17 protein-coding genes are annotated in these 22,464 nt (G+C 41.0%); 2 read left to right on the forward strand and 15 right to left on the reverse strand.

Annotated features, from left to right (window positions below; genetic code table 11):
- Positions 1-365 precede the first annotated feature (365 nt).
- The 10 genes from AM500_RS17395 to AM500_RS17440 form a co-directional block, all read right to left on the reverse strand.
- The gene (locus tag AM500_RS17395; protein WP_053600353.1) at positions 366-2,219 is read right to left on the reverse strand and encodes a glycoside hydrolase family protein; all 1,854 of its coding nucleotides are present in this window, start codon (positions 2,217-2,219) and stop codon (positions 366-368) included.
- A gap of 15 nt (positions 2,220-2,234) precedes the next feature.
- Positions 2,235-3,815, reverse strand: a complete 1,581-nt coding sequence (locus tag AM500_RS17400; protein ID WP_231688023.1) for an FAD-dependent oxidoreductase — start codon at positions 3,813-3,815, stop codon at positions 2,235-2,237.
- Positions 3,816-4,164: 349 nt separating this feature from the next.
- Positions 4,165-5,139 carry a Gfo/Idh/MocA family protein gene (locus AM500_RS17405; RefSeq protein WP_053600355.1) on the reverse strand — a complete coding sequence of 325 codons (975 nt, stop codon included), beginning with the start codon at positions 5,137-5,139 and terminating at the stop codon, positions 4,165-4,167.
- A complete protein-coding gene (locus tag AM500_RS17410) occupies positions 5,139-6,146 on the reverse strand; it encodes a Gfo/Idh/MocA family protein (protein ID WP_053600356.1) in 1,008 nt (335 codons plus the stop codon). The genes AM500_RS17405 and AM500_RS17410 overlap by 1 nt, the downstream gene beginning before the upstream one ends.
- 42 nt (positions 6,147-6,188) lie before the next feature.
- On the reverse strand, positions 6,189-7,532 hold the full coding sequence (locus AM500_RS17415) for a GH1 family beta-glucosidase (protein ID WP_053600357.1): 1,344 nt from the start codon (positions 7,530-7,532) through the stop codon (positions 6,189-6,191).
- Between the two features lie 51 nt (positions 7,533-7,583).
- Positions 7,584-9,464: a beta-N-acetylhexosaminidase gene (locus AM500_RS17420; protein WP_053600358.1), complete on the reverse strand. Its 1,881-nt coding sequence runs from the start codon at positions 9,462-9,464 to the stop codon at positions 7,584-7,586.
- 270 nt (positions 9,465-9,734) lie between these two features.
- Positions 9,735-10,907, reverse strand: a complete 1,173-nt coding sequence (gene nagA / locus AM500_RS17425; RefSeq protein ID WP_053600359.1) for an N-acetylglucosamine-6-phosphate deacetylase — start codon at positions 10,905-10,907, stop codon at positions 9,735-9,737.
- A gap of 39 nt (positions 10,908-10,946) precedes the next feature.
- Positions 10,947-11,951 carry a zinc-dependent alcohol dehydrogenase gene (locus tag AM500_RS17430; RefSeq protein ID WP_053600360.1) on the reverse strand — a complete coding sequence of 335 codons (1,005 nt, stop codon included), beginning with the start codon at positions 11,949-11,951 and terminating at the stop codon, positions 10,947-10,949.
- Positions 11,952-11,969: 18 nt separating this feature from the next.
- The gene (locus AM500_RS17435) at positions 11,970-13,025 is read right to left on the reverse strand and encodes a dihydrodipicolinate synthase family protein (protein ID WP_053600361.1); all 1,056 of its coding nucleotides are present in this window, start codon (positions 13,023-13,025) and stop codon (positions 11,970-11,972) included.
- Positions 13,025-14,041: an NAD-dependent epimerase/dehydratase family protein gene (locus AM500_RS17440; protein WP_053600362.1), complete on the reverse strand. Its 1,017-nt coding sequence runs from the start codon at positions 14,039-14,041 to the stop codon at positions 13,025-13,027. The genes AM500_RS17435 and AM500_RS17440 overlap by 1 nt, the downstream gene beginning before the upstream one ends.
- Positions 14,042-14,272: 231 nt before the next feature.
- Here AM500_RS17440 and AM500_RS17445 point away from each other — a divergent pair, with 231 nt between their 5' ends.
- Entirely contained in the window at positions 14,273-15,655 is a 1,383-nt protein-coding gene (locus tag AM500_RS17445; RefSeq protein ID WP_053600363.1) for a hypothetical protein, read from the forward strand.
- A 56-nt stretch (positions 15,656-15,711) separates the two neighbouring features.
- Here AM500_RS17445 and AM500_RS17450 read toward each other — a convergent pair whose 3' ends face one another.
- The 5 genes from AM500_RS17450 to AM500_RS17470 form a co-directional block, all read right to left on the reverse strand.
- The gene (locus AM500_RS17450; protein WP_231688024.1) at positions 15,712-16,608 is read right to left on the reverse strand and encodes a Gfo/Idh/MocA family protein; all 897 of its coding nucleotides are present in this window, start codon (positions 16,606-16,608) and stop codon (positions 15,712-15,714) included.
- A gap of 428 nt (positions 16,609-17,036) precedes the next feature.
- Positions 17,037-17,840, reverse strand: coding sequence for a carbohydrate ABC transporter permease (locus tag AM500_RS17455; protein WP_053601765.1), 804 nt, complete (start codon positions 17,838-17,840; stop codon positions 17,037-17,039).
- Positions 17,841-17,874: 34 nt separating this feature from the next.
- Positions 17,875-18,795, reverse strand: a complete 921-nt coding sequence (locus AM500_RS17460) for a carbohydrate ABC transporter permease (protein ID WP_053601766.1) — start codon at positions 18,793-18,795, stop codon at positions 17,875-17,877.
- 171 nt (positions 18,796-18,966) lie between these two features.
- The gene (locus AM500_RS17465; protein WP_053600365.1) at positions 18,967-20,223 is read right to left on the reverse strand and encodes a sugar ABC transporter substrate-binding protein; all 1,257 of its coding nucleotides are present in this window, start codon (positions 20,221-20,223) and stop codon (positions 18,967-18,969) included.
- A 235-nt stretch (positions 20,224-20,458) separates the two neighbouring features.
- Positions 20,459-21,538, reverse strand: a complete 1,080-nt coding sequence (locus AM500_RS17470) for a GNAT family N-acetyltransferase (RefSeq protein ID WP_053600366.1) — start codon at positions 21,536-21,538, stop codon at positions 20,459-20,461.
- 191 nt (positions 21,539-21,729) lie between these two features.
- On the opposite strand from AM500_RS17470, the gene AM500_RS17475 reads away from it, so the two are divergent.
- Positions 21,730-22,356 (forward strand): YesL family protein, encoded by a 627-nt coding sequence (locus AM500_RS17475; RefSeq protein WP_053600367.1) that lies wholly within the window; start codon positions 21,730-21,732, stop codon positions 22,354-22,356.
- Positions 22,357-22,464: the final 108 nt, after the last annotated feature.

Genomic DNA, 22,464 nt, shown 5'->3' on the forward strand with positions numbered 1-22,464 from the left:
GTAGTGGGAAATGATTGTCAGTTGGCGATAGTCAAAACATACGTTCAAATGGTATAATATTCCTGTACAAATTGTTCTTTGAAAACTGGGTATTTGGGGTTGTGACAAGAAAGGCTTTGTCACGTAAAATATCCAAGCATCATTCGCCCTGCACGTATCGAAGTAGCGAAAACCAAGCAAAGTAGAAACATGCAGCGAGTTCAAATGTACAGGATAGAGCATCACCGCAGGAGGCTGCTAAGCCATTTGTACTGCTAACTGTCGGTGCGATAGGGATAGCCTGCTAAATAACCGGTGGATGCATTGGTGTTCGCAGGAATCTCCATCTTCAAATTTCGTCAGATATTAAGGTGGAGTAGTTCAACTTAATCAAGTAGCGATTGATTCATTTCGCTTAAAAGAAGACCTGATAAGATAATGGCATTCGTCCAGCCACTTTCAATAACATATGCTCCCCAGCCCGTATCACCATTATTGCCAAAATACTCGCCGCGTTCCAAATGGAAGGAACGCATCCAGCCGCCATCGAATTCTTTTTTTGCCGAAGTGATTTGAATGTCAGATATAAAGCTAACTAACTTCTCATGCAAATCTTTAATTGCCGGATCGCCAGTCGCTTTACTAGCCTCCCACGCGTTCATAACCAGGAAGTTATTCGTATATAACTGATCGGCAATACCTTCATTATTAAATTGAAAAACGCCCGTATCTTCAAAACCATATCGTTCCGGGTCAGGATTATCACTTTCCTCAATTCCGCCCTGCTCATGTTGATTTGCTGATAAGTACTCAATTACTTCGTCTAATCCCCGGCGAATTGTTTCATCTTTACTAATGGCATACATTTGCGTTAGTGACAGGAGGAACCTGCTGTATCCCGCTGTTTTGCTATACATATACTTTAAATTCTCTTTATTCTTCAGCAATTCCAAACTGCCTTGATAGGCCGCTTGTTTAAATCGTTCATCCTTTGAAACAATATAAGCTTGAATGAATGCTGCATGAACGATTGATTCAAAATGCGGGTTCATACTTGCCGCAGTGGAATTTTTGAAAAAGGAAGTTCCGTTATCAAGCAGTTCCTTTTCTCGGATACATTCTGGACGAAGCCCATTCTTATTTTGCGTGTTTAAAAGAGCATACGCCGTTAATAGGCCTCTCTCCTTGTATTCTTCCTTTCCTGTTTTACGGTAAAGATATAATAGAACAAGTGCCACCCAGCCATTATCATCTGAAAAAATTTGATCCGGTTTCTTTTTTGGACTTTGGAACCACTTCCAAAAACCATAGGTGACTGAATCAGGGTCGGTATCCTGATAGCCTTCTTCGAACAAATAGGCCAGCAAATTCGCTGATAGATCTGTCCATTTCTTTTCTTTCGTATATTCTCCATATAAGTAAAACAGCAGTGCTGTATGGGCGTGGCAATCCGGCCTTAAATCTTTACTAATTTCGCTCCGGATTGAATGAACATTTTCATAAACTCCGAGACTTCCATCATCCTTCGGCAAGATGCCCGATGTTAAAAACCAGTTCACACCCTTTTCAAGGTTTTTTTCAATATCAGTATTCTTTGATAGCTCAATAATTGGCTGTATATCCTTAATTGGCAATTGATAGTCAGATTTCAGCCAATTTATAACATCATTCCATAACCAATTTGGACGCAATGTCCATGACTGTTCATTACCTAAAAAGGAAATGGCTGAATAGATAGCTTTCCCTTCCCCGTGTTTTTTGGCAATGATGGCTGGATAATCCCCTGTCGCTTCCGTGCTATGAGTTTCTCTAAAATGGCCAATATCCATCAGTCTTTCGATATCGAAAGTAATATCAAATGCAAAACCGGTTATAAAAGGGCCGTGCCATTCGAGCAGCTGGCCTTTCTTACAAAAATCGCTATCCTTTGATATGACTAATTTTTCAAGACGGCGATTGGTCACGTTAAAATCCTGCTTGAACCCAAAAAGCCGCGAAGTCGGAAAATCATCACAATTGATCATTTCCCCATATAGGATGCCGCCATTGTCGACAAAATCCCATAGCTTCTCAACTAATTCATAAGGCAATTTCAAGGGTACACCGTTGTCGTTGCCATTTATAAAAATAAACTTATAGTTTAGTAAATCCTCATCCATCAGCTGGCCAATATCCCTGAAGAAGTTGGTAAAATCAACAAAATCGTTCATTTGCTTGCTTTTGTCAACAAGAGCTATCACTATTATTCACTCCATTCATACTTTATGAATTTTTGGCCACTCAAGTTCAATCCCGGCTTTTACTAATCTGTCCTGAAAATCCTTTAATCGTCGCCCGTTATTCCTCACCTCTCGCGGGCTGATACCGTGATCGATGCAGTAAGCAGCCAGGTGGCCTGCCGCCTCACCAATATTCCATTCAACCGGATGAAGACGGTAAGAACCATTCGATAAATGTGTCGTTCCAATGTTTTTACAGGCAGGCAGCAAATTTTGTACGCGAATTGGTATCAAACTCCCGAGTGGAATCTGGAATGGATGGGATGAAATATCAATATACGTATTCATACCTGTACTTGGATGAAGGTCTAAGCGATAACAGCCAATGCCAACACTATCCTCAAAAAACGTGGCACTGTCCTTACCCTCGATTTCCCCGCTTATATGCTGTTCTTTCACGGTAAATTCAGCTTTTATCCTGCGGGATTCGCGGATGTATGGATACATAGCTAATCCATCTTCAGTACCTAATACATCTTTTCTTAAGCGGATTCCCGGGTAGCCGTACCCTCCGTCAGGCCTCGGTGCTTCAGTTTGCAGCCAATACAGCAGCGATAAGCTTAACTGTTTAGCATTGAATAAATGCTTTTCCTTCTGATCTTCAGATACATCGATTACAGGCCCCAGCCAATAATCATTCTGCGGCCAATTGACTATCGTTATATCACTTTCAAAGGTCCCTGGTTCAAAATTTGTTTTATCGATTACTCTGCGGTAATTCCAGAGCGAAAAGCGTTCCGGCTCATAAAAAAAAGAATATTCTATTGGTTCCAATGTATAAGGGACTACACCCCACCAGCTTAATTGCTTCGCAGGCCAAAAGTCAGCCTGATACTCTTTCCAGAACTCGTATTGGACAGGTTTTTCAATTGTATGGTCTTCACCTTCGATATAATCAATAGCAAAGCAATATGTAAACGCCTGCATATTGGAGGGCTCCGGATCACCTTTTGGCGCATGTGCCTCGCCGGTTTCCGCCTGTGATTCTGCACCAATTACATACTCAACATTGGCAAGCGGCAATACATCACCCATTTCAGTAGCATCCAAAAAGTAGCTTCCCTTTAATAGAATTGACTGGCCCGTAATTGAGTGGCGGACGGTAACCGCAAGTACCTGGTCGTTTTCTGTTTCAGCATGAACAATTTTATACTCTGTTAACAAAGTGAGCTTCCCGCTATGCAGAAAAGGCGCCAGCATATCATAGAGAACACGTAATGCTACTCGAGGTTCATGGCTTATCGTACTGACGATCGCATTGCCAGGATTGAATTGATCACTGAACCGGTAGTTATTTTTCACAGGGAAATGATTCAAATAGTAGTCTCTAACCTTCCTTCTAAAGGTCCGGTAGTTTCTTGTTGCACCAAAGCTTTCAATCCATGGATGTTCATCCGGCGGGACACCCTGGCTTGTAATTTGTCCGCCAATCCATTTCGTTTCCTCGGTTAAAATGACCGTTTTGCCAGATTGGAGCGCGGATAGTGCGGCTGAACTTCCGCCTAGCCCGCCGCCAACAATAACAAGATCTGCCTGTAATTCCTGAGAGACTGTCAATTGTATACACCTCATTCAGTGAAATTGATATTTTAGATTAATCTCTTAGTTTTGCATTACCATTAATCTAATAAAAATGGCTTTTAAGATTAATCCTTGGTTTCTACCTGGCAATTAATCTAATAAAATGGCTTTTTAGATTAATCCTTGATTTCGACATGGCAATTAATCTAATAAAATGATTTTTTAGATTAACCTTCGATTCGGACAGCGTCATTTTTTCTATAATTGGGAAACGATTGCCCGTCATATAGTTGAACGGACTGTTGCATTGTTTCTTGCCATTAACGCTGCCCACTACCCTATTAAATTATTTAAGGAATCAAGTATTTCCTTGATTCCTCAGTTTTCAGCGCAGTTTTACAGGCTTGTTTTTGTCAAAAGATTCGTAGGCAGCCATTGCAACTTCTACAGCCTTCAAACCTGAATGCCCTGTTGCAAGCGGCGGCTTTCCTTCTTTAACACTCCTAACAAAATTCTCAATGAGTCCCTCATCCATATCATCGCCCCAGCCAAGCCATTGAACTCCTTCAGTATTGGAATACAAATCGAGCTTTTGGGAAAACGCATCAACCTTTGCGTTTCCCTTCGATCCGATTATTTCTAAGGTCACATCGCCCCATATAGGGTAGCTACTATTCCGTGACCAGCTGCAATCCAGGGTAGCGAACATCCCATTTGAGAATTCCATCGTAATTATCCCGCAATCATCAATTGGATGATCAATATACATATTGCCTATTTCCGCATAGACTTCTTCAACTTCCGCACCTGTGAACCATCTCATAATATCGACAACGTGAACTGTATGGTCAAGAACGGCTCCGCCACCTGATTTTTCTTTATCGATGAACCAGCCGCCGGGATTGGTTCCGCGATTCGTTCCTTTAATTGCCAGAATTTCCCCGAGTAATCCCTGTTCAATCATCTTTTTAGCTTCACGGATTGGTGTATTAAATCGAACGGGGAAGGCAGTTCCTAATAACACCTGATTTGCTTCACAAATGCGGATCATTTCTTCACTATCTTTTACATTCGTAGCTAGGGGTTTTTCGCATAGTACATGCTTTCCAGCCCTGGCTGCCGCAAGCACATGCTGGTGATGAAGGCTATTTTCGGATGTCACGATTACGGCATCAATGTCAGTCTCCAGCAACTCCTGATAGCTTTTAAAATAGGTTGTGTTAAACAAGTCGGAATACTTACGTCCTCTTTCTACATTTTCATCGGCGATGCCTGCAAACGTCACATTCTCCATACTATTTAGAACGGAAGCATAACTATGGGCATGCATATGGGCGAAACTGATAATTCCAATTTTCATTACAGTGCTCCCCCTTTCGAATCCAGGGTTACAGGCAATCCTGTTTTTAAGGATTGAAGAGCAGCTGCAGATATTTCCATTGCTTTATAAGCATCTTCAGCGGATACAATTGGTGTTTCATTTGTCTTCAAACATTTCAGGAAATGTTCAAGTTCTACATGATAAGGTGATTTTTTCAATGGGCTTTGAGGAACTGCTACCCCAGCCTGTTCCTCATGTGATTGCCTGATAGAAAGCAAAACTGGCTCTTCTTTTAAACTATCGTATTCGAGAATTCCAGTTTTACCGGCAAATTCAAATTGTGAAGAGAAAGTTTGATGTGCCCATGATCCTTCCACATGGGCAATGACTCCAGATTCAAAGGCAAGTGTGACCAAAGCGTAATCAAGGTGTTCAATATTCCGTTTGGCCAGCCCTTTTGCAAATACCCTTTCAACCTCGCCAAAGGTCCAGCGAAGAAAATCAAAATCATGGATAATCAAATCGAGGATTACGCCACCGCTTTTCGTTTGGTCAGCATACCAATCGCTCCAGCCAGCAGGGAAATTTCCTCCTCTTCTTGTACGGGCGACACCAACCTCACCTATTGCCCCATTCGCTACGAGTTCTCGGACTTTTGCATATTGAGGGAAAAAACGGACAACATGGCCAACAAATAATTTCACATGTTTCTCTTCACAATAATCAATCATTTCTCTTGCGTCCTCGAGCGTATAGGCCAGAGGCTTTTCACAGATGACATCAATTCCATAATCCGCTGCCTTCATCACATATTCCTTATGCAAGAAAGTAGGAACACAAATATCAATCACATCAATATGATCCAAATTTTTCACAGCATCATCAAATGTTTCGAATATCTTCGTATCATGGTCACCAATAATCTGGGCAGCCTGCTCTTTCCGCAATTCAACAATCCCTGCTACCTCAACATGATCCATCGCGTAATAAGAAACGGCATGCTCCATCCCCATCGTTCCTGCGCCAATTAATAAAACCCTTTGCATATCATCAATCCCTCTATTGGATTTCCGGCTAATAGCTTCCGATTAAATTTCCATCCACCCATTGGCAATGACGTTTTTATACCAGGAGAAGCTATTCTTCCGTTTTCGTTCGCGTGTATTGAAGTCCACATAGACAAGGCCAAATCGTTTTCCATAGCCCTCGGCCCATTCAAAATTGTCCATTAATGACCATGCCAGATATCCGATAATTGGGATACCCGATTCAATCGCTCTGCTCACAGCAGTTAAGTGCTGTTGATAATAATGAATTCGATCCTGATCTTCCACTTCTCCATTAACCAGTTCATCAATGCAGCACGCTCCATTTTCCGTGATGAAAAGAGGAATAGTGCCATATCGATCCGTAAGATAATGAAACACTTTATTTAGGCCGTCCGCATAAATTGGCCAGCCTATATGAGTATGTTGATAATCGATTTCAATATTTTCTATATCCAATAAACCGGAATTCTCTTTGTAGCGCGCGATATTGCCTGAATAATAGTTTACGCCTATAAAATCAATCGGCTGATGAATAACTTCCATGTCTCCATCGGCAATACGAAGTTCTGCACCTTTTTTCTTAAACCATTCAACCATATAGTCAGGGTAATGTCCCTTTAAGATGGGATCGAGAAACCAGTCGATATTTATCCCAATCTCCCGCCTGCACGCTTCCCTGTCTTCCGGTCTATTACTATATGGTTCTCTCCAGGTTGTATTCGTTGCAGTTCCAATTTTCCCTTCGATCCCCATTTCTCTAAATATCTGGACTGCCCTGCCATGTGCCAAAACTAGATGGTGGGAAACATCAACCGCTAATTGCAAGTCTTGAAACCCTGGAGCATGGACCCCATGATAATTGGATAAAAAGGCGGCACAGAAAGGTTCATTAATCGGTTGCCAAAACTTCACTTTCCCATTAAACTCCTTAAAAACTGTTTCCGCATATTGACTGAACGCCTCGACAGTATCCCGATTTGCCCAACCGCCAAGACCCTGCAAGGCTTGGGGAAGATCCCAGTGATAAAGGGTCAGCATCGGCTCAATCCCTTTTTCCAACAATTTGTTGATTAGGTTATGGTAGTAGTTCAATCCTTTAGGATTGAGGTCTCCCTTTCCATTTGGATAAATCCGCGGCCAGGAAACAGAAAATCGGTACACCCTCGCACCCAAATCGGCTAATAATTCGATATCCTCTTCATACCGATGATAACTGTCACACGCTATATCACCATTATCGCCATTTTTCACCTTTCCCGGAGTATGGGAAAAGGTATCCCATATCGATAAGCCTCTTCCATCCTCAAATGCCGCCCCCTCAATCTGATATGCAGCAGTTGCAGTTCCCCACTTAAAATCCTTTGGGAACGTAATTGTTGGCATAGTTTACTCCTCCTAAAGCAGGGTTGATTCCCCTAATCAAAACTCACCGATTTAAATGATATTTCCCGCCGTGGCAATTCGGTGATAGAAATGATTGCCTAATGACCCTTCCGGAACACCCAACGGGCCATCATGAACCAATCTCTTTTCATCCAACTCTTCTATCCTGGCAATTTTATCTTTAAGCCATAGTTGGATTCGGTATTGCGCCGTTTCCATACGAGCTATCAGTCCGCCGTAGCGAAGTTCAATGACTTCCCAGCCAAATGGCTTATATAAAGAAAACCAAACATCCCGATGCTTGTGATGAAGAATTTTCACCTGTGAAGTCAGCTCTTTAACCTCTGCTAAAAGTGACTCCATGGTTTCTTTGTCCTTCTCGTCATAGGCAGCCTTTAATTGAATGCCGATTTCCGCTTTTACACTTAACACCATTGCCAATTGCCCATAGAACTCAAATAAAAGTGATGCATGTGGGTTTCTTTCCTCGGCAGCCTGTAACTTAGGGACAATGCTCCGATAATGCTCATTCATCCCAAGACCCCGAATATTTTCATCAAATAGTCCGATCAAGACGTCCTGCCACAACAAAAACTTAGAGGCATTCGATGACTTTAAATTATTTTCCATAACACCAGGCGTTTCATCCAATTGGTTTAGCACAAGGAAATCGTCCAAGTGGTTGCCGGTACAAAAGTGAAAACGACTTTCTAAATAATCCTTGGTAACTGTTTCGTGATAAGTATGCTCTGCAAATAGCTGCATCACTGGTTCGGCGGTTATTAGTGGTGTTTCTGCTCCGTTGTCACCCCATAATGTTGTAAAGACTTCTTGAAGCCCCTCTTTTTTACAAGCTTTTAATGCAGCTTCTGTTGTTGCAAAGGCTCTTCCATAATTCGGTGATATGCCATTCCACGTCCATGCTCCGCCTGCAAAAACAGTATCTGTTCCTAACTCTTTATGCTTCTGGATATATCCGCGATAAAAATCTTCATTCTCATGGTAATAGTCCCAATAAACAAGCTGAACATTTTCGGGAATAGACTCAATTGCTTCCTTTGGAATATGGACATCCTCATCGTAGTATTCACCAAATTTGGAGCCTAAGCGAAAATACATATCACTCCAGATCATTGGTTTTAGCCCATGACGCTCAGTGATCTGAACCACTTGATTTAGATGTTTATTCATAATTTCGAATCGGTTTTCGTATCCATTCAAATCCAAATATCGGCCAAGCCCTAGTTGAAATGCCTCGTCCATGCCTATATGTATACGGCTTGTTCTAAATGGTTTTGAAGCGGCCCTAATCAAGCTTTCAATTAATTCATAGGTCTTTTGTTCACCAACCAATAAAATATCGGGCGTATCTCTTATTTCCGCGGCATAGCCCCATTTTAAAGCCATTGCTAAATGACCAAGAGTTTGGATGCATGGAATCATTTCAATTCCTAACGTATCCGCATAGTCATCACAAATTTTCAGTTCACTTTCTGTATATCTTCCACGCATATAACCAAAGTAAGGATAGTCCTCAACTTCATATGTATCTTCTGTATAAAGCATGACCACATTTAATCCCATAACCGCCATCTTATTGAGAAGTACTTTAATTTCATCTACCTTTAAAACTGCATTCCTCGAGGCATCGAGCATAACACCGCTAGTTTGAAATTGCGGTTGTTCTGTATGTTCAAATTCGCCGGTCTTGTTATAGTGTTCCAGCCATAACCCAATCGCGCGGAAAAAGTGAATTTTTTCCTGGAAATAGATTTCTCCCTTTCCGTTTTTATTGCTTACCTGAATAGGGCCGACCCTTTGTGTGACATTAATCGGGTAACCATCAGAATGTAAATGGAGGTTCAATTGATCCGATAGCAGCTCTAATCCTGATAAAATTGAATTTGTATCTCCGGTGATATTGATTTGCATACTAGATACCTCGTTTCAGTTTTTAATAGAACGGATTCATTTATGCCCATACTTAGTTAAACACGCTGTTGATTTCCGCTGCAGGCGCTTCGCTTTCCACGGGCGGCCTGGGAGCCTCCTCGGCGCGAGCGCCTGTGGGGTCTCCCACTGACCTTTTCTCCCGTAGGAGTCTTCGCGCCTTCCGCTACAATCAACTCTGTTAAAAACAACTTTTTCCTTTAACAAAGTATACTTTTAATTAATATCCCAGCTGTCCGCATTTTCGTATTTTTAAAAAGCACCTTGAATGAATGGGGTAACAAATTCTCCTGACAAAATGGTGTTTTCTACTTCTAAATCTTTGGATAAAAGTACAAGGTCCGCATCATATCCATCAGCAATGCGGCCTTTTTTATTACTGACACCACAAACTTCAGCTGGATTGAAGGTCGCCATATGAACTGCATCTTCCAGTGATATACCGCATTTTTGGACAGTATATTGAACTGCCTTATTTAAAGTCAGTGAACTGCCGGCAAGACTTCCATTCTCCAACTCTACTTTTCCGCCTTTTTTATATACCGTTTTCCCGCCAATATGATGGCAGCCATCGGGGAGCAGATTAGTCCCGGTACAGTCGGATACCAGGGTGATTTTATCGGCACCCTTCAATTTGTACAGTAATTCAATCATTCTTTGATGAACATGAAACCCATCAGCAATCAGCTCACAATGTAAATCATCTAAATAAAGTGCTGCGAAGGCTGCTCTTAAATCCCTGTGAGATAACCCGGCCATGGCATTAAAACAATGGGTCACCCTCGATAGGCCATACTGGATTGACTCTTGTATCTCCTCATATGAAGCATCCGTATGCCCTGCTGAAACTGACACTTTTTGCTCATGCATCATCTGAATAACTTTATTACTGTTTGGAAGCTCAGGTGCCAAAGTTATGACTCGCATCAACTCTCCAGCGTAACCGAGTATTGATTCTACATCCTTGATAACCGGAGCCTTAATATGTTCCGCCTTTTGGGCGCCTTTGAATTTCTGGTTAATCCAGGGCCCTTCCAAATGAACCCCTAAAAGCTGAGCCCCGTCCCGTTTTTCTTCAGCAACCTGTTTACTCAATAAAAGGAAGGTTTTTATATCATCTAGGGAGGCTGCTCTTGATGTTGACAAAAAACTTGTCACCCCAAAGAATGGAAGCCCATCCTGAATCCGATAAAAACTTTCCTTTGTGCCATCCATAAAATCGCAGCCGTTAAGGCCGTGTATATGTGTATCAATAAAACCCGGACAAATCCACCCTGCCACCTGATAACAGGGCAAATCATCCCTTACATTTTCAAATTTCCCTGCATAAATGATTCTTCCGGCTTTAATTTCTATGAGCATGTTTTCAACAATTTTTTTGTCGGTAACTACATTTCCATTTAGGTAAAAATGATCTCGGCTCATAGCGACTTCAAAACCCTTCAAAGTTTAATGCTGATTAGATTATTTATAGTGAATCAGTTTTGTAAGAGTTGTAGATTCCTTTTCTAATAATTTTTCAAACTCTTGCGGGGCATCTTCAAATTCCACGGTTTCTGTTATAAAGGGACTAACATCAATTCTTTTTTCAGCAATCAGCCGGATATATTCCGCGACATTCCTGCCTTCGGTCCAGCGTACAAATTCATAGGGATAATCAATCGCTTCTTTTTCATAAACACTGTCATATCGTCCTGGTCCGCCTGCCCGCGAGATACGTAATTCTGCTTCCTTAGCAAACATTAAATCTCTTGGGAAATCCGGTTCAATATCTCCAACTATAACCGCCTTTCCTTTGGTGCGGATCCACTTCAAGCAATGTTGAGTAAGTGGGGAGCGTTTCCCGCCTGTGCATAAAAGAACAGCATCAGCGCCATGGGAGTTCGTTTCGTTACGAATAGCTTCCTCCATTTCTTCAACTGATGAAAAAGACTTGAAGTTTTCTTCCTTCAACATGTCAACTCTGCTTTTACTCAGATCATAGGCGATAACATTATAAGCGGCAGTATTTGCGATTTTCGCAATTAATTGTCCTAACACTCCTAATCCTACGATTACCACCGTTTCCCCAAATTGCAGGTTTGCAATACGGAGCGCATGAATGGCTATCGCACCAAGCCCTCCAAGAGCCGCTTCCTTTGGATCGACTGATTCGGGAATCTTGGCATACAACGTTTTTGGAACAAGCAAATATTCGTCGTGATGGACATATGGGGCACCATAACAAGCTACCAAATCACCTGTTTTCACATCAGTGATCTCACTTCCGCATTCTACTACTTCCCCCATCGCACTATATCCCAAATGAACTTGCTTATTTTCACTGTTAGCAAGGATGGTCAGCTCGGTTCCTGGTGAGATAACTGAATACTTTGTTTTGACTAATACATAGGATGGTTTTCCATCTAAAGATGGAATTTCATCGTTAATGATTTCGACCTTCTTGTTATGTGCCACAATTCTTCTCATCGATAATCCTTCTTTCTATTAATTAGCAAACCATTTGGCTAAATTCGCTTTTACAAATTCATCATCATTTAGGTGTGGGTAGCTGGCATATACACGGTCCAACTCATCTGCCTGCCCCGGGCTTAATCTTTCACGGTCAAGCAGGCACCAATTGCCCTTTAAAAATCCTTGTCTTGTTAAAATCTCATTGATTCCTGCAATACTCCCTTTAAAAGAGTTGTGGGAATCAAAGATAGCCGCATTTGCATCCGTGATCTGCTGGCCAAGAGTCAGGAGCCCGCTAGGAATGGCCTTTTGTTTTCGCAGTATTTTTATTTCTTCAAAGGTGTCAACGACTGTTTTTGTCCATACTGACCAATGTCCCAGAAGTCCGCCAACAATCCGCTTCTCGACTTTTTTATCACCAACAGTAATTTCAAAGGTTGTTATTAAATCATTTATGATGTTATCATCATTGCCTGTGTATAAAGCAATCTCCTCATTGCGAGGGGAATGGCAAACAGCACGGACTACATCTATCGAACAGTACCTGTCAAAAGGAGCAATTTTGATGGCATATACATTTGGAATCGAGGCGAACCGCAGCCAAAAGTCGTAAGAGAAGATTCTCCCGCCTACTGCCGGCTGCAAGTAAAAACCAAAGACCGGGATGATTTCTGCGACCTTTTCGGCCCGTTCGATAAGCTCATCCTCAGACAGATGATGTAACCCCCCCATACTTAAAAGGCCTAAATCATACCCAATGCCTTTGCTGAATGTTGCTTCCTTGATTGCTTGTTCTGTTGGTCCACAAATCCCTGCTATTTTTATAAAATCATCAGGAACACTAGCGCGCCTAGTTTCCTCAATTGCTAGTGTTAATACCTTTTCGTAAAGGTTAAATTCAGGGTCCCTAATCTCAAATTGAGTGGTATGGACTCCTACAGCAATTCCCCCTGCCCCGGCGTCGATATAATATCGCGTTAATGCCCGCTGGCCAGTTTCATCTAGCTGCCTTTCTTCTGTTAATGCTAGTGGATGTGCCGGAATCACTGTACCCGAATGAAGCTTTTGCTTAACAGTCTCCCTTAGCATTAAAAGACACCTTCTCTTTCCTGGAAGTGCGTAGGCTTATTAATTGTATGGCCATCGCTAACCACCCAGTCAGCAATTAAATCGATCATTTGCTCAACTGTTACTCTTGGGTAGCCAAATAATTTATGCGCATGGGAAGCGTTATTTAGCAATGCAGTAGGACTTTCCGCATTCACAAACTTCGGTTCCTTCTTCATCCTTTTTCCAAATTCTTTAGCAACCCATCTTATTGATAATGTTTCAGGCCCTGTTACATTTAATAGTTTAGGAGGATAACTCGCATGCAATAAGGATCGGATCGCATATTCATTGGCATCACCTTGCCAAATGACATTGGCATTCCCCATCGTCAAATCAATTTCTTTTCCTTCTTGTACTTGTTTTGCAATTTCGAGCAAAACACCATAACGCAAGTCAATTGCATAATTCAGCCTGAAAAGCACGATTGGTGTTTGGTGTTTATGAGAAAAATAAGTCAATACCCGCTCCCTGCCCAGACATGATTGGGCATATTCACCGACAGGGTTTGGAATAACATCCTCCGTACAGCTATTACTTAAAACAGAAGTTAAAGGGTAGACATTACCTGTTGAAAAAGCAACAATCCGTGAATCTTTGAACTTTTCTGCTAAGCGGCCTGGAGTATATGCGTTCATTGCCCATGTATAATGCTCGTTGCCAACGGTTCCGAACTTATTCCCTGCCATATAAATAATATTTTTTACATTCGGAAGGCCATCGAGGTCTTCTTCATTCAAAAGATCCGCCTGAATTGTTTCAATTCCTGATGCCTCTAGCTCCTCTTTCAAACCCTGTTCTGAAAACCGTGCCACCCCTATTACACGCTTTCGGACACCAGCCAGATCCACCGCTCTTTTTGCCATTTTCGCCAAAGTAGGACCCATTTTCCCACTGACGCCCACTATCATAATATCTCCATCCAACTGCTGTATGTCCTGGACTAAATCCTCGCTGGGTGTTGACATAAACTCTTCTAATTCTGCAATCGTTTTCATTTATACCCTCCTAAAGGTTATTCACTTTACATTGTTTCGTATTAAAAATTTTTAATTTTCAACTTTATTTTAGTATTGGCATTTTTAAAAGACAAGTCACTTAAAGGTCTTTAATACCGGTCCTCTATATAACACCAAATTTCCCTTTGACAATTCAGCTAACTCTCCTTAATCTTAAAGTAAGATTATTTAAAGACATTTCTTTAATGTGTCTTTTTAGGAGATGAAAATATGAAAATGAACCAATTGTCAAGCCGTCCCATAGAGATTACGATTGGCATAATCAGCCCTAAAGCGCTTGAAAACGAAATAATGAAAGCGCTTGAATCATTTCCGAACTTGCGGCCTGTGTTTATTAATGCAACGCCATCTACCATTCATTCGGCCATTACGGCTGACTTGTTTCATCAATTGGAAGTGATTTTGTTTATCGAATTTCAAACTTACTTAAAGGCCAAACATCTTTTCGATTTCCCAATACCGGTACATTATGTCCCTCTAATGGGAACCGGGCTTTTCCGATCATTATTTATCATAAAAAACCAGTATGACTTTTCCTATTTCTCTATCGACACGGTTGAAGAAAAATACATTCACCAGGTTCTTTATGACTTAGGTGAAAACAATAATAAATTTACATCCTTTCCCCAATACGATCACTCCAGTTCCATTCAATCGATTGTTGACTTTCACCAGAACAATTATCAAACACTCGGCACAATCGCCATTACCGGAATTCAGGAAGTCTCAATAAAATTATCGGAAAGGGAGATTCCAAATGAATGGGTTACACCTACGTATCAGGATTTAATAGTTTCTCTAGAACGTGCATTACTTGCGACTGAAGCTAGGAAAAATAAAGAGTCACAAATTGTCTTCGGGATTATCGACATCGATAAATTTAAGAAAGCAACTGAAAAATACACGACAGAACATGAAGTACAAATGTTCAAATTAAAGTTCCAGCAGATGATGCTGAACTATACTAAACTGCTTGATGGGCATCTAATTAATTCCGGTGGAGAAGAATTTTCATTTATAACCACACGCGGTATTTTTGAAAGAGAAACACGCGGCTATAAATTTATTCCCTTACTTAATTCCGCTAAAAGCGAGCTCGGTGTAACGATAAGCATCGGTGTTGGCTTTGGACGCTCAGCAGCTGAGGCAGGCAGCCACGCAAGGCTGGCACTTCGCCAATCAAAAGAGTTAGGCGGAAATGTTTGTTACATTGTCCGTGAAGATCAAAGTGTAGTTGGTCCGGTTGACATCATTACGGATACTCAATATGAAAAGTATGATTTATCAATTACAGATGCTGAACTACTGGAAAAGGCCGAAAAGGCTGGTATGTCTGCTGCTTATATGACGAAATTGATGGCAAGAGTCGCCCGCCATAAGAAGTATGATTATACAGCCCAGGAACTCGCTTCAACATTGGATATAACAACGAGAAGCGCCCATCGGATCCTTTTAAAATGGATGGATGCAAATTTGGTGGATATTGTGGGGGAAGAGAAAATTACCTATAAAGGAAGGCCAAGGCGGATATACAGGCTAAGTTTTATCCTCGGTGACAACGTTCCGGATGAGGCTGCCTACCCTTTAAACTAGAATGGTTGAAACGGCGGGAATAGCTGCATCCCGCTGTTTCTTTTTCCCTCTCCCCCTCATACATACATCTTTTCTCCAGTTTTCCTGCTTTCATTTGCCGCTTCGATAAATCGGATAATTTCTACCGTTTCATCCAGCTGGACTGCCGGTATGCCAGTTTGAAAGAATAGCAGAACTTGTTCCAATAAACTGGCATAAAACGGCTTTGTTGAAGAATCAATCAGTATATACTCATTTCCTTTTTCAAAATGGATGACAGCCCCAAAGGAATAATTGCCTTTTCTATTCCCCCTGGCCGTACCGATTATTCCATCCTCCCATTGCGCAACGATAAGATCAGAATCCTGATTGGATACGACCTTAACGTCCCTGGGCCCTCTCCCCACAATCGCATAAAGCATTTCAATCGTATGTATCCCATACCAAAAATAACCTGGCTGTGTGTCTATTATTTCCATTGGACCGAAACAATCTGCACCAATGATTTTCCCCTTATCCCTAATGGACGCTAACTGCCTGATAGGTTCAGCAAACCTCAGTGCAGATGAACTCATAATAGGGACACCATAGTGCTTTGACAATTCGACCATTTTTAATGCATCGGCAGTCGTTAAGCACAATGGTTTATCTACGAAAATTGGTTTCTTGAATTTCGCTAGTTTACTTACCTGTTCGAGATGCACCCTGCCATCTACAGACTCAAGTAAAATGGCATCACAGTGCTCTGCTACCTCTTCGAATGTATCCACCATTTGCACGCCATACTGCTTGACTTCTTTTACAATCCCGTCAATCCGTGAATAGCTAAGCTCAAAATCATCTGAGCCGGCAGGACATGCCATGACAACCTTTCCACCTTTTACATGGAACGGATGGGCCGGGTCGTTTAATAATTTTGTAAAAGCAGCTGCATGTGATGTGTCGAGGCCAATAATCCCAATTTTCAAACTCACCCTTTTACCCTCACCCCTTATCCATACACTGCAAGTAATTTACTAGACAGCCTCTTTTGGATTAATCCTTCCTTTCCAGGCTGCGATTAATCTAATAAACAGGTTCTATTGGATTAATCCTTCCTTTCTAGACTGCGATTAATCTAATAAACAGACTCTATTGGATTAATCCTTCCTTTCCAGACTGCGATTAATCTAATAGGCAGCCTCTATTAGATTAATCCCCTCTTTCCTGAATGCGATTAATCTAATTAACAGGCTCTATTGGATTAATCCTTCCTGTCCAGGCTGCGATTAATCTAATAAACTGGCTCTATTGGATTAATCCTTCCTTTCCAGACCGCGATTAATCTAATAGGCAGCTTCTATTGGATTAATCCCCTCTTTCCAGACTGCGATTAATCTAATATACAGCCTCTATTGGATCCTTATTTCAATCCAGACAGCTGAATGCCTTCTGTAAAGTATTTTTGGAAGAACAAAAAGATTAAAAAGGTTGGGATGAATGAAAGTGTAGCCCCTGCCATTTCAATACCAAAGTTCCCTTCCTTATTTAGAGTCGAAGCCAAACCAACTGTAATTGGGAACATTTTTTCATTGGTCATAAAAATTAACGGCTGAAATAAATCATTCCAGTTCCCAACGAACGAAAACGTTCCGACAGTTGCTATCGAAGGAAACGCCAGTGGCATATAAATCTTACGAAAAACCTGAAAATCGCCAGCGCCATCCATACGGGCTGCCTCATCCAACTCCATCGGGATACCCTGCATAAATTGGCGAACTAAAAATACACCCATGATTCCCCAGAGTTCAGGAATGATTAGCGCCTCATATTCGTTAATCCAGCCAAATTTTGAAAACATGATAAATTTAGGAATGATCAATAACTGGGACGGAATCATGATGACCGCCATGAATGTCCAAAAAATGAACTCCCTGCCATAAAATTGCTTTCTGGCAAAAATATAGCCCAATATCCCCGCAAAGAACATTTGAGTAAATACAGGGATAACCGTAATGACAACCGAGTTGAAAATCCAGCGCAAGAAGTTGTCATTCCTAAACAGATATATAAAGTTATTCAGGGATGGGTCAGTTGGAAGCCAAAATAGCGGGCTCAACGATGCAAACGTCGTTTCCTTTAATGAACCAAATACCATGATCATAAATGGAAGGAGAAAGCAAAATCCCAGGAAGAACATGACCGCATATTTCCCTACTTTTTTCAACAAGATAGTTCATCTCCCCTACTAAGCAGCTTCATCAATAAATACCTTGATCCTTTCCTACCAACTTCCTCTGAATAAGCGAGATGATCAAGATGATCACAAAGAGGACGTAGGATAGAACGGCTGCATAGCTAAAGTTCAAATTTGTAAAACCGATTGTGTATAAATAGTATACAATGGTGCTTGTTGAGAAGTTTGGCCCCCCATTTGTCAACAGGAACGCCGAATCAAAGATTTGGAAAGACCCAATCGTCGTGATAATCAACACATAGAAATGAATTGGTTTCAATAATGGGAAGGTAATTTTCCAAAAAGCTTTAAAAGGTGATGCACCATCGATGGTTGCTGCTTCATACATTTCTTTTGGAATTGACTGCAAGCCAGCAAAGTAATAGATCATAGTACTTCCCGCGACTTTAAATACACTTAAGCCGGCCAGTACTATCAGTGCCTGGGAGGAGTCTGACAGGAATAACTGAGTATCTATACCTATAAAGCTTAATAAGTAGTTAACAAAACCTGATTTTGTCCCGGAAAATAACCATTCCCAAATACCTGCTATTACAACAAACGAGGTAACCACTGGCAGGAAGAATACGCCTTTAAAAAACTTTGTCATCCGCATTCCCGTTTTTAAAATGAGTGCCAGGATTAAGCCAAGTGCCATGGTAGGGACGATATAATAAATGGAAAACAGAACAGTGTTCCAAATCGATTTCCAGGCAATTTTATCGTTGAATAATTGCTCCCAGTTCCGTAAGCCTACAAATTCAGACGTACCGATGATTCGATATTGAAGAAATGTTAAGACAAAGCTATACACAAAGGGAATAATTTGAAAGATAAGAAAATGAATTAAGATTGGAGTAAGGATAATATAGACAATCGCGTTCTTTTTCCATTCATCCTTGATTCTTTTTGTTAAAGGCCGCTTAAGCTGGGGGCCATTTTCCATAGGCAACTTGTTATTATTTACTGTTATGACCTTTTCCAAGCAATCACCTTATTTCGTTTATAATTAGGCAGCAAATGAGCATACGCCCTTCCTGCCGCCTGTACTTTTCAAAGTAACAGAGAGTTTTATTCACATTGGAATAAAACTCTCTATAATAAGGAAGCTAATTGTTTATGGCTTTGCCAACTCGGCTTTTATAGCTTCTGCAGCTGCATCGGCTGCTTCTTGAGGAGTTTTTTCTCCAGCCATCATCGCTTGGACCTCAGCCTGGATAAATGGCATAATTGCACGGCCTTTTGGATGGATGACACCTGGTAAAGCGTATTGTGTATAAGATGCCAATTGGCTCATATTCTTGTTTGAATCAAAGATATCCTTCGCTTCTTCTTGAGTCGGGATATATTGAGTTACTGTGTTAAAGATCCGCTGGTTTTCAGCGGTTGTAATGGATTTTACAAATTCAGCTGCTGCATCTGGATTGTCACTGTTGGACGGAACAACAAACATACCAGTTGTACCATATGTTAATTGTTCTTTATTTTTTAATGGCGGTGCAAATGCAAACTCAAATTTACCTTCTTTTTGAAGATTTGTGACATCAATTCCGGAGCCAAGAATGGCTAGGATTTTTCCGCCCATCCAAAGTTCGTTATGGTTGCTCGCTGTTACCGAATCTTCCGGAATATACTTGTTTTTATACAAGTTGTTAACCATTTCGAATGCTTTAACACTGTCAGCATTATTGATGAGCACTTCATTATCAGCTGTAACAACACCTCCGCCAGCTTGCCAAATCCATGGGTAAATCGTTCCGTTCATGGAACCGCCGCCAGCATAAGACAATGCATAGAAATCTTTTGCTTTTGCTTTAGCTGCCCAAGCTTCAAACTCTTCCCAAGTAGTTGGAAGTTTTGCCGGATCTTCGCCAATCGCTTTTACCACATCGAGATTGTAGAAAAATGTATACGCTTCTTGCAGGATTGGCAATCCATAGCGCTTGCCTTTCCACTCAGTTGATACCAATGAGGACTCAACAAAGCCTTCAAGATCTTTCTTTTCCAAATATGGATCCAGTTCCAAAAGCATGCCTACATCGGCATATTGCGGCATTTGGTCAGGAATCGCATAGAATACATCTGGGCCATTGTTTGCCGCCAATGCAGTCAGGACTTTCTGATCGCGGTTGGACCAAGGAATCGTCTCAATATTTACCTTAACATCAGGAAATTGCTTGTTATAATTTGCAGTAATCTCTTTCCACATGTCCTCTTCTTTTTTCGCATCACCCGTATAAGGATGTACCCAAACCGTTATTTCTCCTTCAACTTTGCCATCTTTTGATTTCGTCCCTGCCTCGTCACTGCAGCCCGCAAGCATTAAACTGAACGCAAGCATTAGCACCATAAACCATAAACTTTTCTTTTTCATGTAATGTAATCCCCCTATTTTAGTTTTAGAAACAGAATCTACAAGACTATGACTTAAGTTCTTTTTCAATCCCCTCCTTAAAAATCCCGCCTTGTAATCACAGGTTTGAAAGCGTTAACAAATGGTCCTAAAAAAACTTCAACTACATGTATTTTAAATTTTTTGAATTTTTGTGACAAGTCTATAAAGTGTCTTTAATTAAAAGACCTTCTATTTAGTTCACACTTTATGTAAATTAGACATAATTAAGCCCTTGTGGAAAAGGAAATGGGATTGGAAAGACATCCTGTAAAGGCATACCAACCTCCTTTGTTCCTTTTAAAATCAGTTCCTCCAGTTCCTGATTGCCAATTATGACGGAATTCCCGTTCACTTTAAGTTCTTTATGGTTTTCATCAACATCCGAGATGGTTAGCTTATTTTCAAAGTAAGGGCCCAGCTGGGAAAGTAATAAATCAAGATTCATTACTTTGATGGTTCCTGGATATTGAAGTTCAGTTTTCGGCAGAAATTCGAGCTGATCGCTTAGCTCCTTTTCAAAAGCTGGAACATTCACCACCAATGAATTCAGCTCATAAGTAAACGCCGCTCCAAGCAAGCTTCGGACGGCAAGCGGGTCTCCTCCCCATTCAACAACCCGGGAATCAATCACTTCCTGCTTTTGATATGGCATTCCAAATGCTAAGAAGGCTTTTAGTTCCCGGCCCTTTTCAGCTACAAGAACCTTATGATTCATTTTAAAAATACTGGCAAACCCAGCTGCATCATTGAGAAGAGCTAATTCATAGATGCTTTGTTCATACCTGATGGTACGGTTATGGCTTAATTTCCTCATTTGAAACCAGTCGTAAGGACTGAGTTCCCGGATTGAATAGGTATCCTCCGCTTCCAGGTCACCTGGGCGAATGGTATATTGATTCATCTTCCCATAGAAGGTACATCCTTGTTTCAGGTAAATCGGTAAATCACCGGAAATAAATAAAACAGATGCCCCTGACTTATTGACATGTTCAAAAATCATTTGTAAAAGTGTATTGCCCAGCCCCTGTCTCCGGTAAGCCGGATCGGTACAGACAGCACCAATTGAATAAGCTTGAATTTCAGCTCCATCAATGTGAATGAGCGATGGAACTAATCCGATAAAACTAACTAATTTCCCATCAGCAAAAGCACCATATGATTGGTTCAGCGCCGGTGAAAACACCTGCGGAAAGGCTATTCCCATCGAGACATGTCCAGCCTTTCGAAAAACCTTATCTGCCAAATCACTGGCCTGCTTAAAATCTTCCTCCTGCAACAATCGGTATTCCGCCATTTTCCCAACATCCCCTCATAATCCCATTAATGGTCTAGTCACCCATCTGAATTATGCTATAATACATCTAAACTTTATATCTCTATCTTATTTTTAAATAATTTAAGTGACAAGTCTATTAAAGGTCTTTAAATAGTCTCATTAGCAGTACAGCTTTGGCATGATAACTTTTGTGATAATGAGGTGTTAAATTGGGTAACTGGGAGAAATTTAATAGCTTTGCAACTTGGATGGTAAAAATAGCTTATTTAAATATTCTTTGGATTTTCTTCACGCTTTGCGGATTAGTACTTTTTGGTCTCTTCCCTTCTACGGGGGCAATGTTTTCCATCGTTCAAAAATGGCTCCGAAAAGAACCGGTGGAAAAAATCTTGCCTGCCTTTTGGAAAATCTTCAAAAAAGAGATTATTTCGCTCAATAAGTTCGGTTTGTTTTTCATCGTAATTGGCTACATCATTGTTTACGATTTCTTGTTTTTACAAATGAACGGCGAGAAACTGCAATTGTTATATCCTGTCATTGGATTTATAGCCATTTCCTATATCCTGACTTTATTGTATTTCTTTCCTGTTTACACTCAATTTGAAATGAAATTCTTTCAGTATATTAAGCAATCCTTTTTATTAGGCGCGGGTTCCCTGCTAGAAACCATTCTCATTATTACATCTTTCATGCTTCTGACTATTATCATTAGGTTCGTGCCGGGGATCATACCTGTGTTTACCGGAAGCGTGATGGCAGTAGTGATTACGTATTGCAGCAACCGGTCACTTCACAGAATTAACAGCCGCAGGAAACCGATGAATCTAAATATTTAATGTGTTGAAGGGTGTCCGATTATCGCGGGGCACTCTTTTTTTATTCATCCAGTCAGTTTCTGAACCAACCCTGCTACTCAACATATTTAAGGTTTCTCTGTTACCTTA

Source organism: Bacillus sp. FJAT-18017, assembly GCF_001278805.1.
GTDB lineage: Bacteria > Bacillota > Bacilli > Bacillales > Cytobacillaceae > Bacillus_D.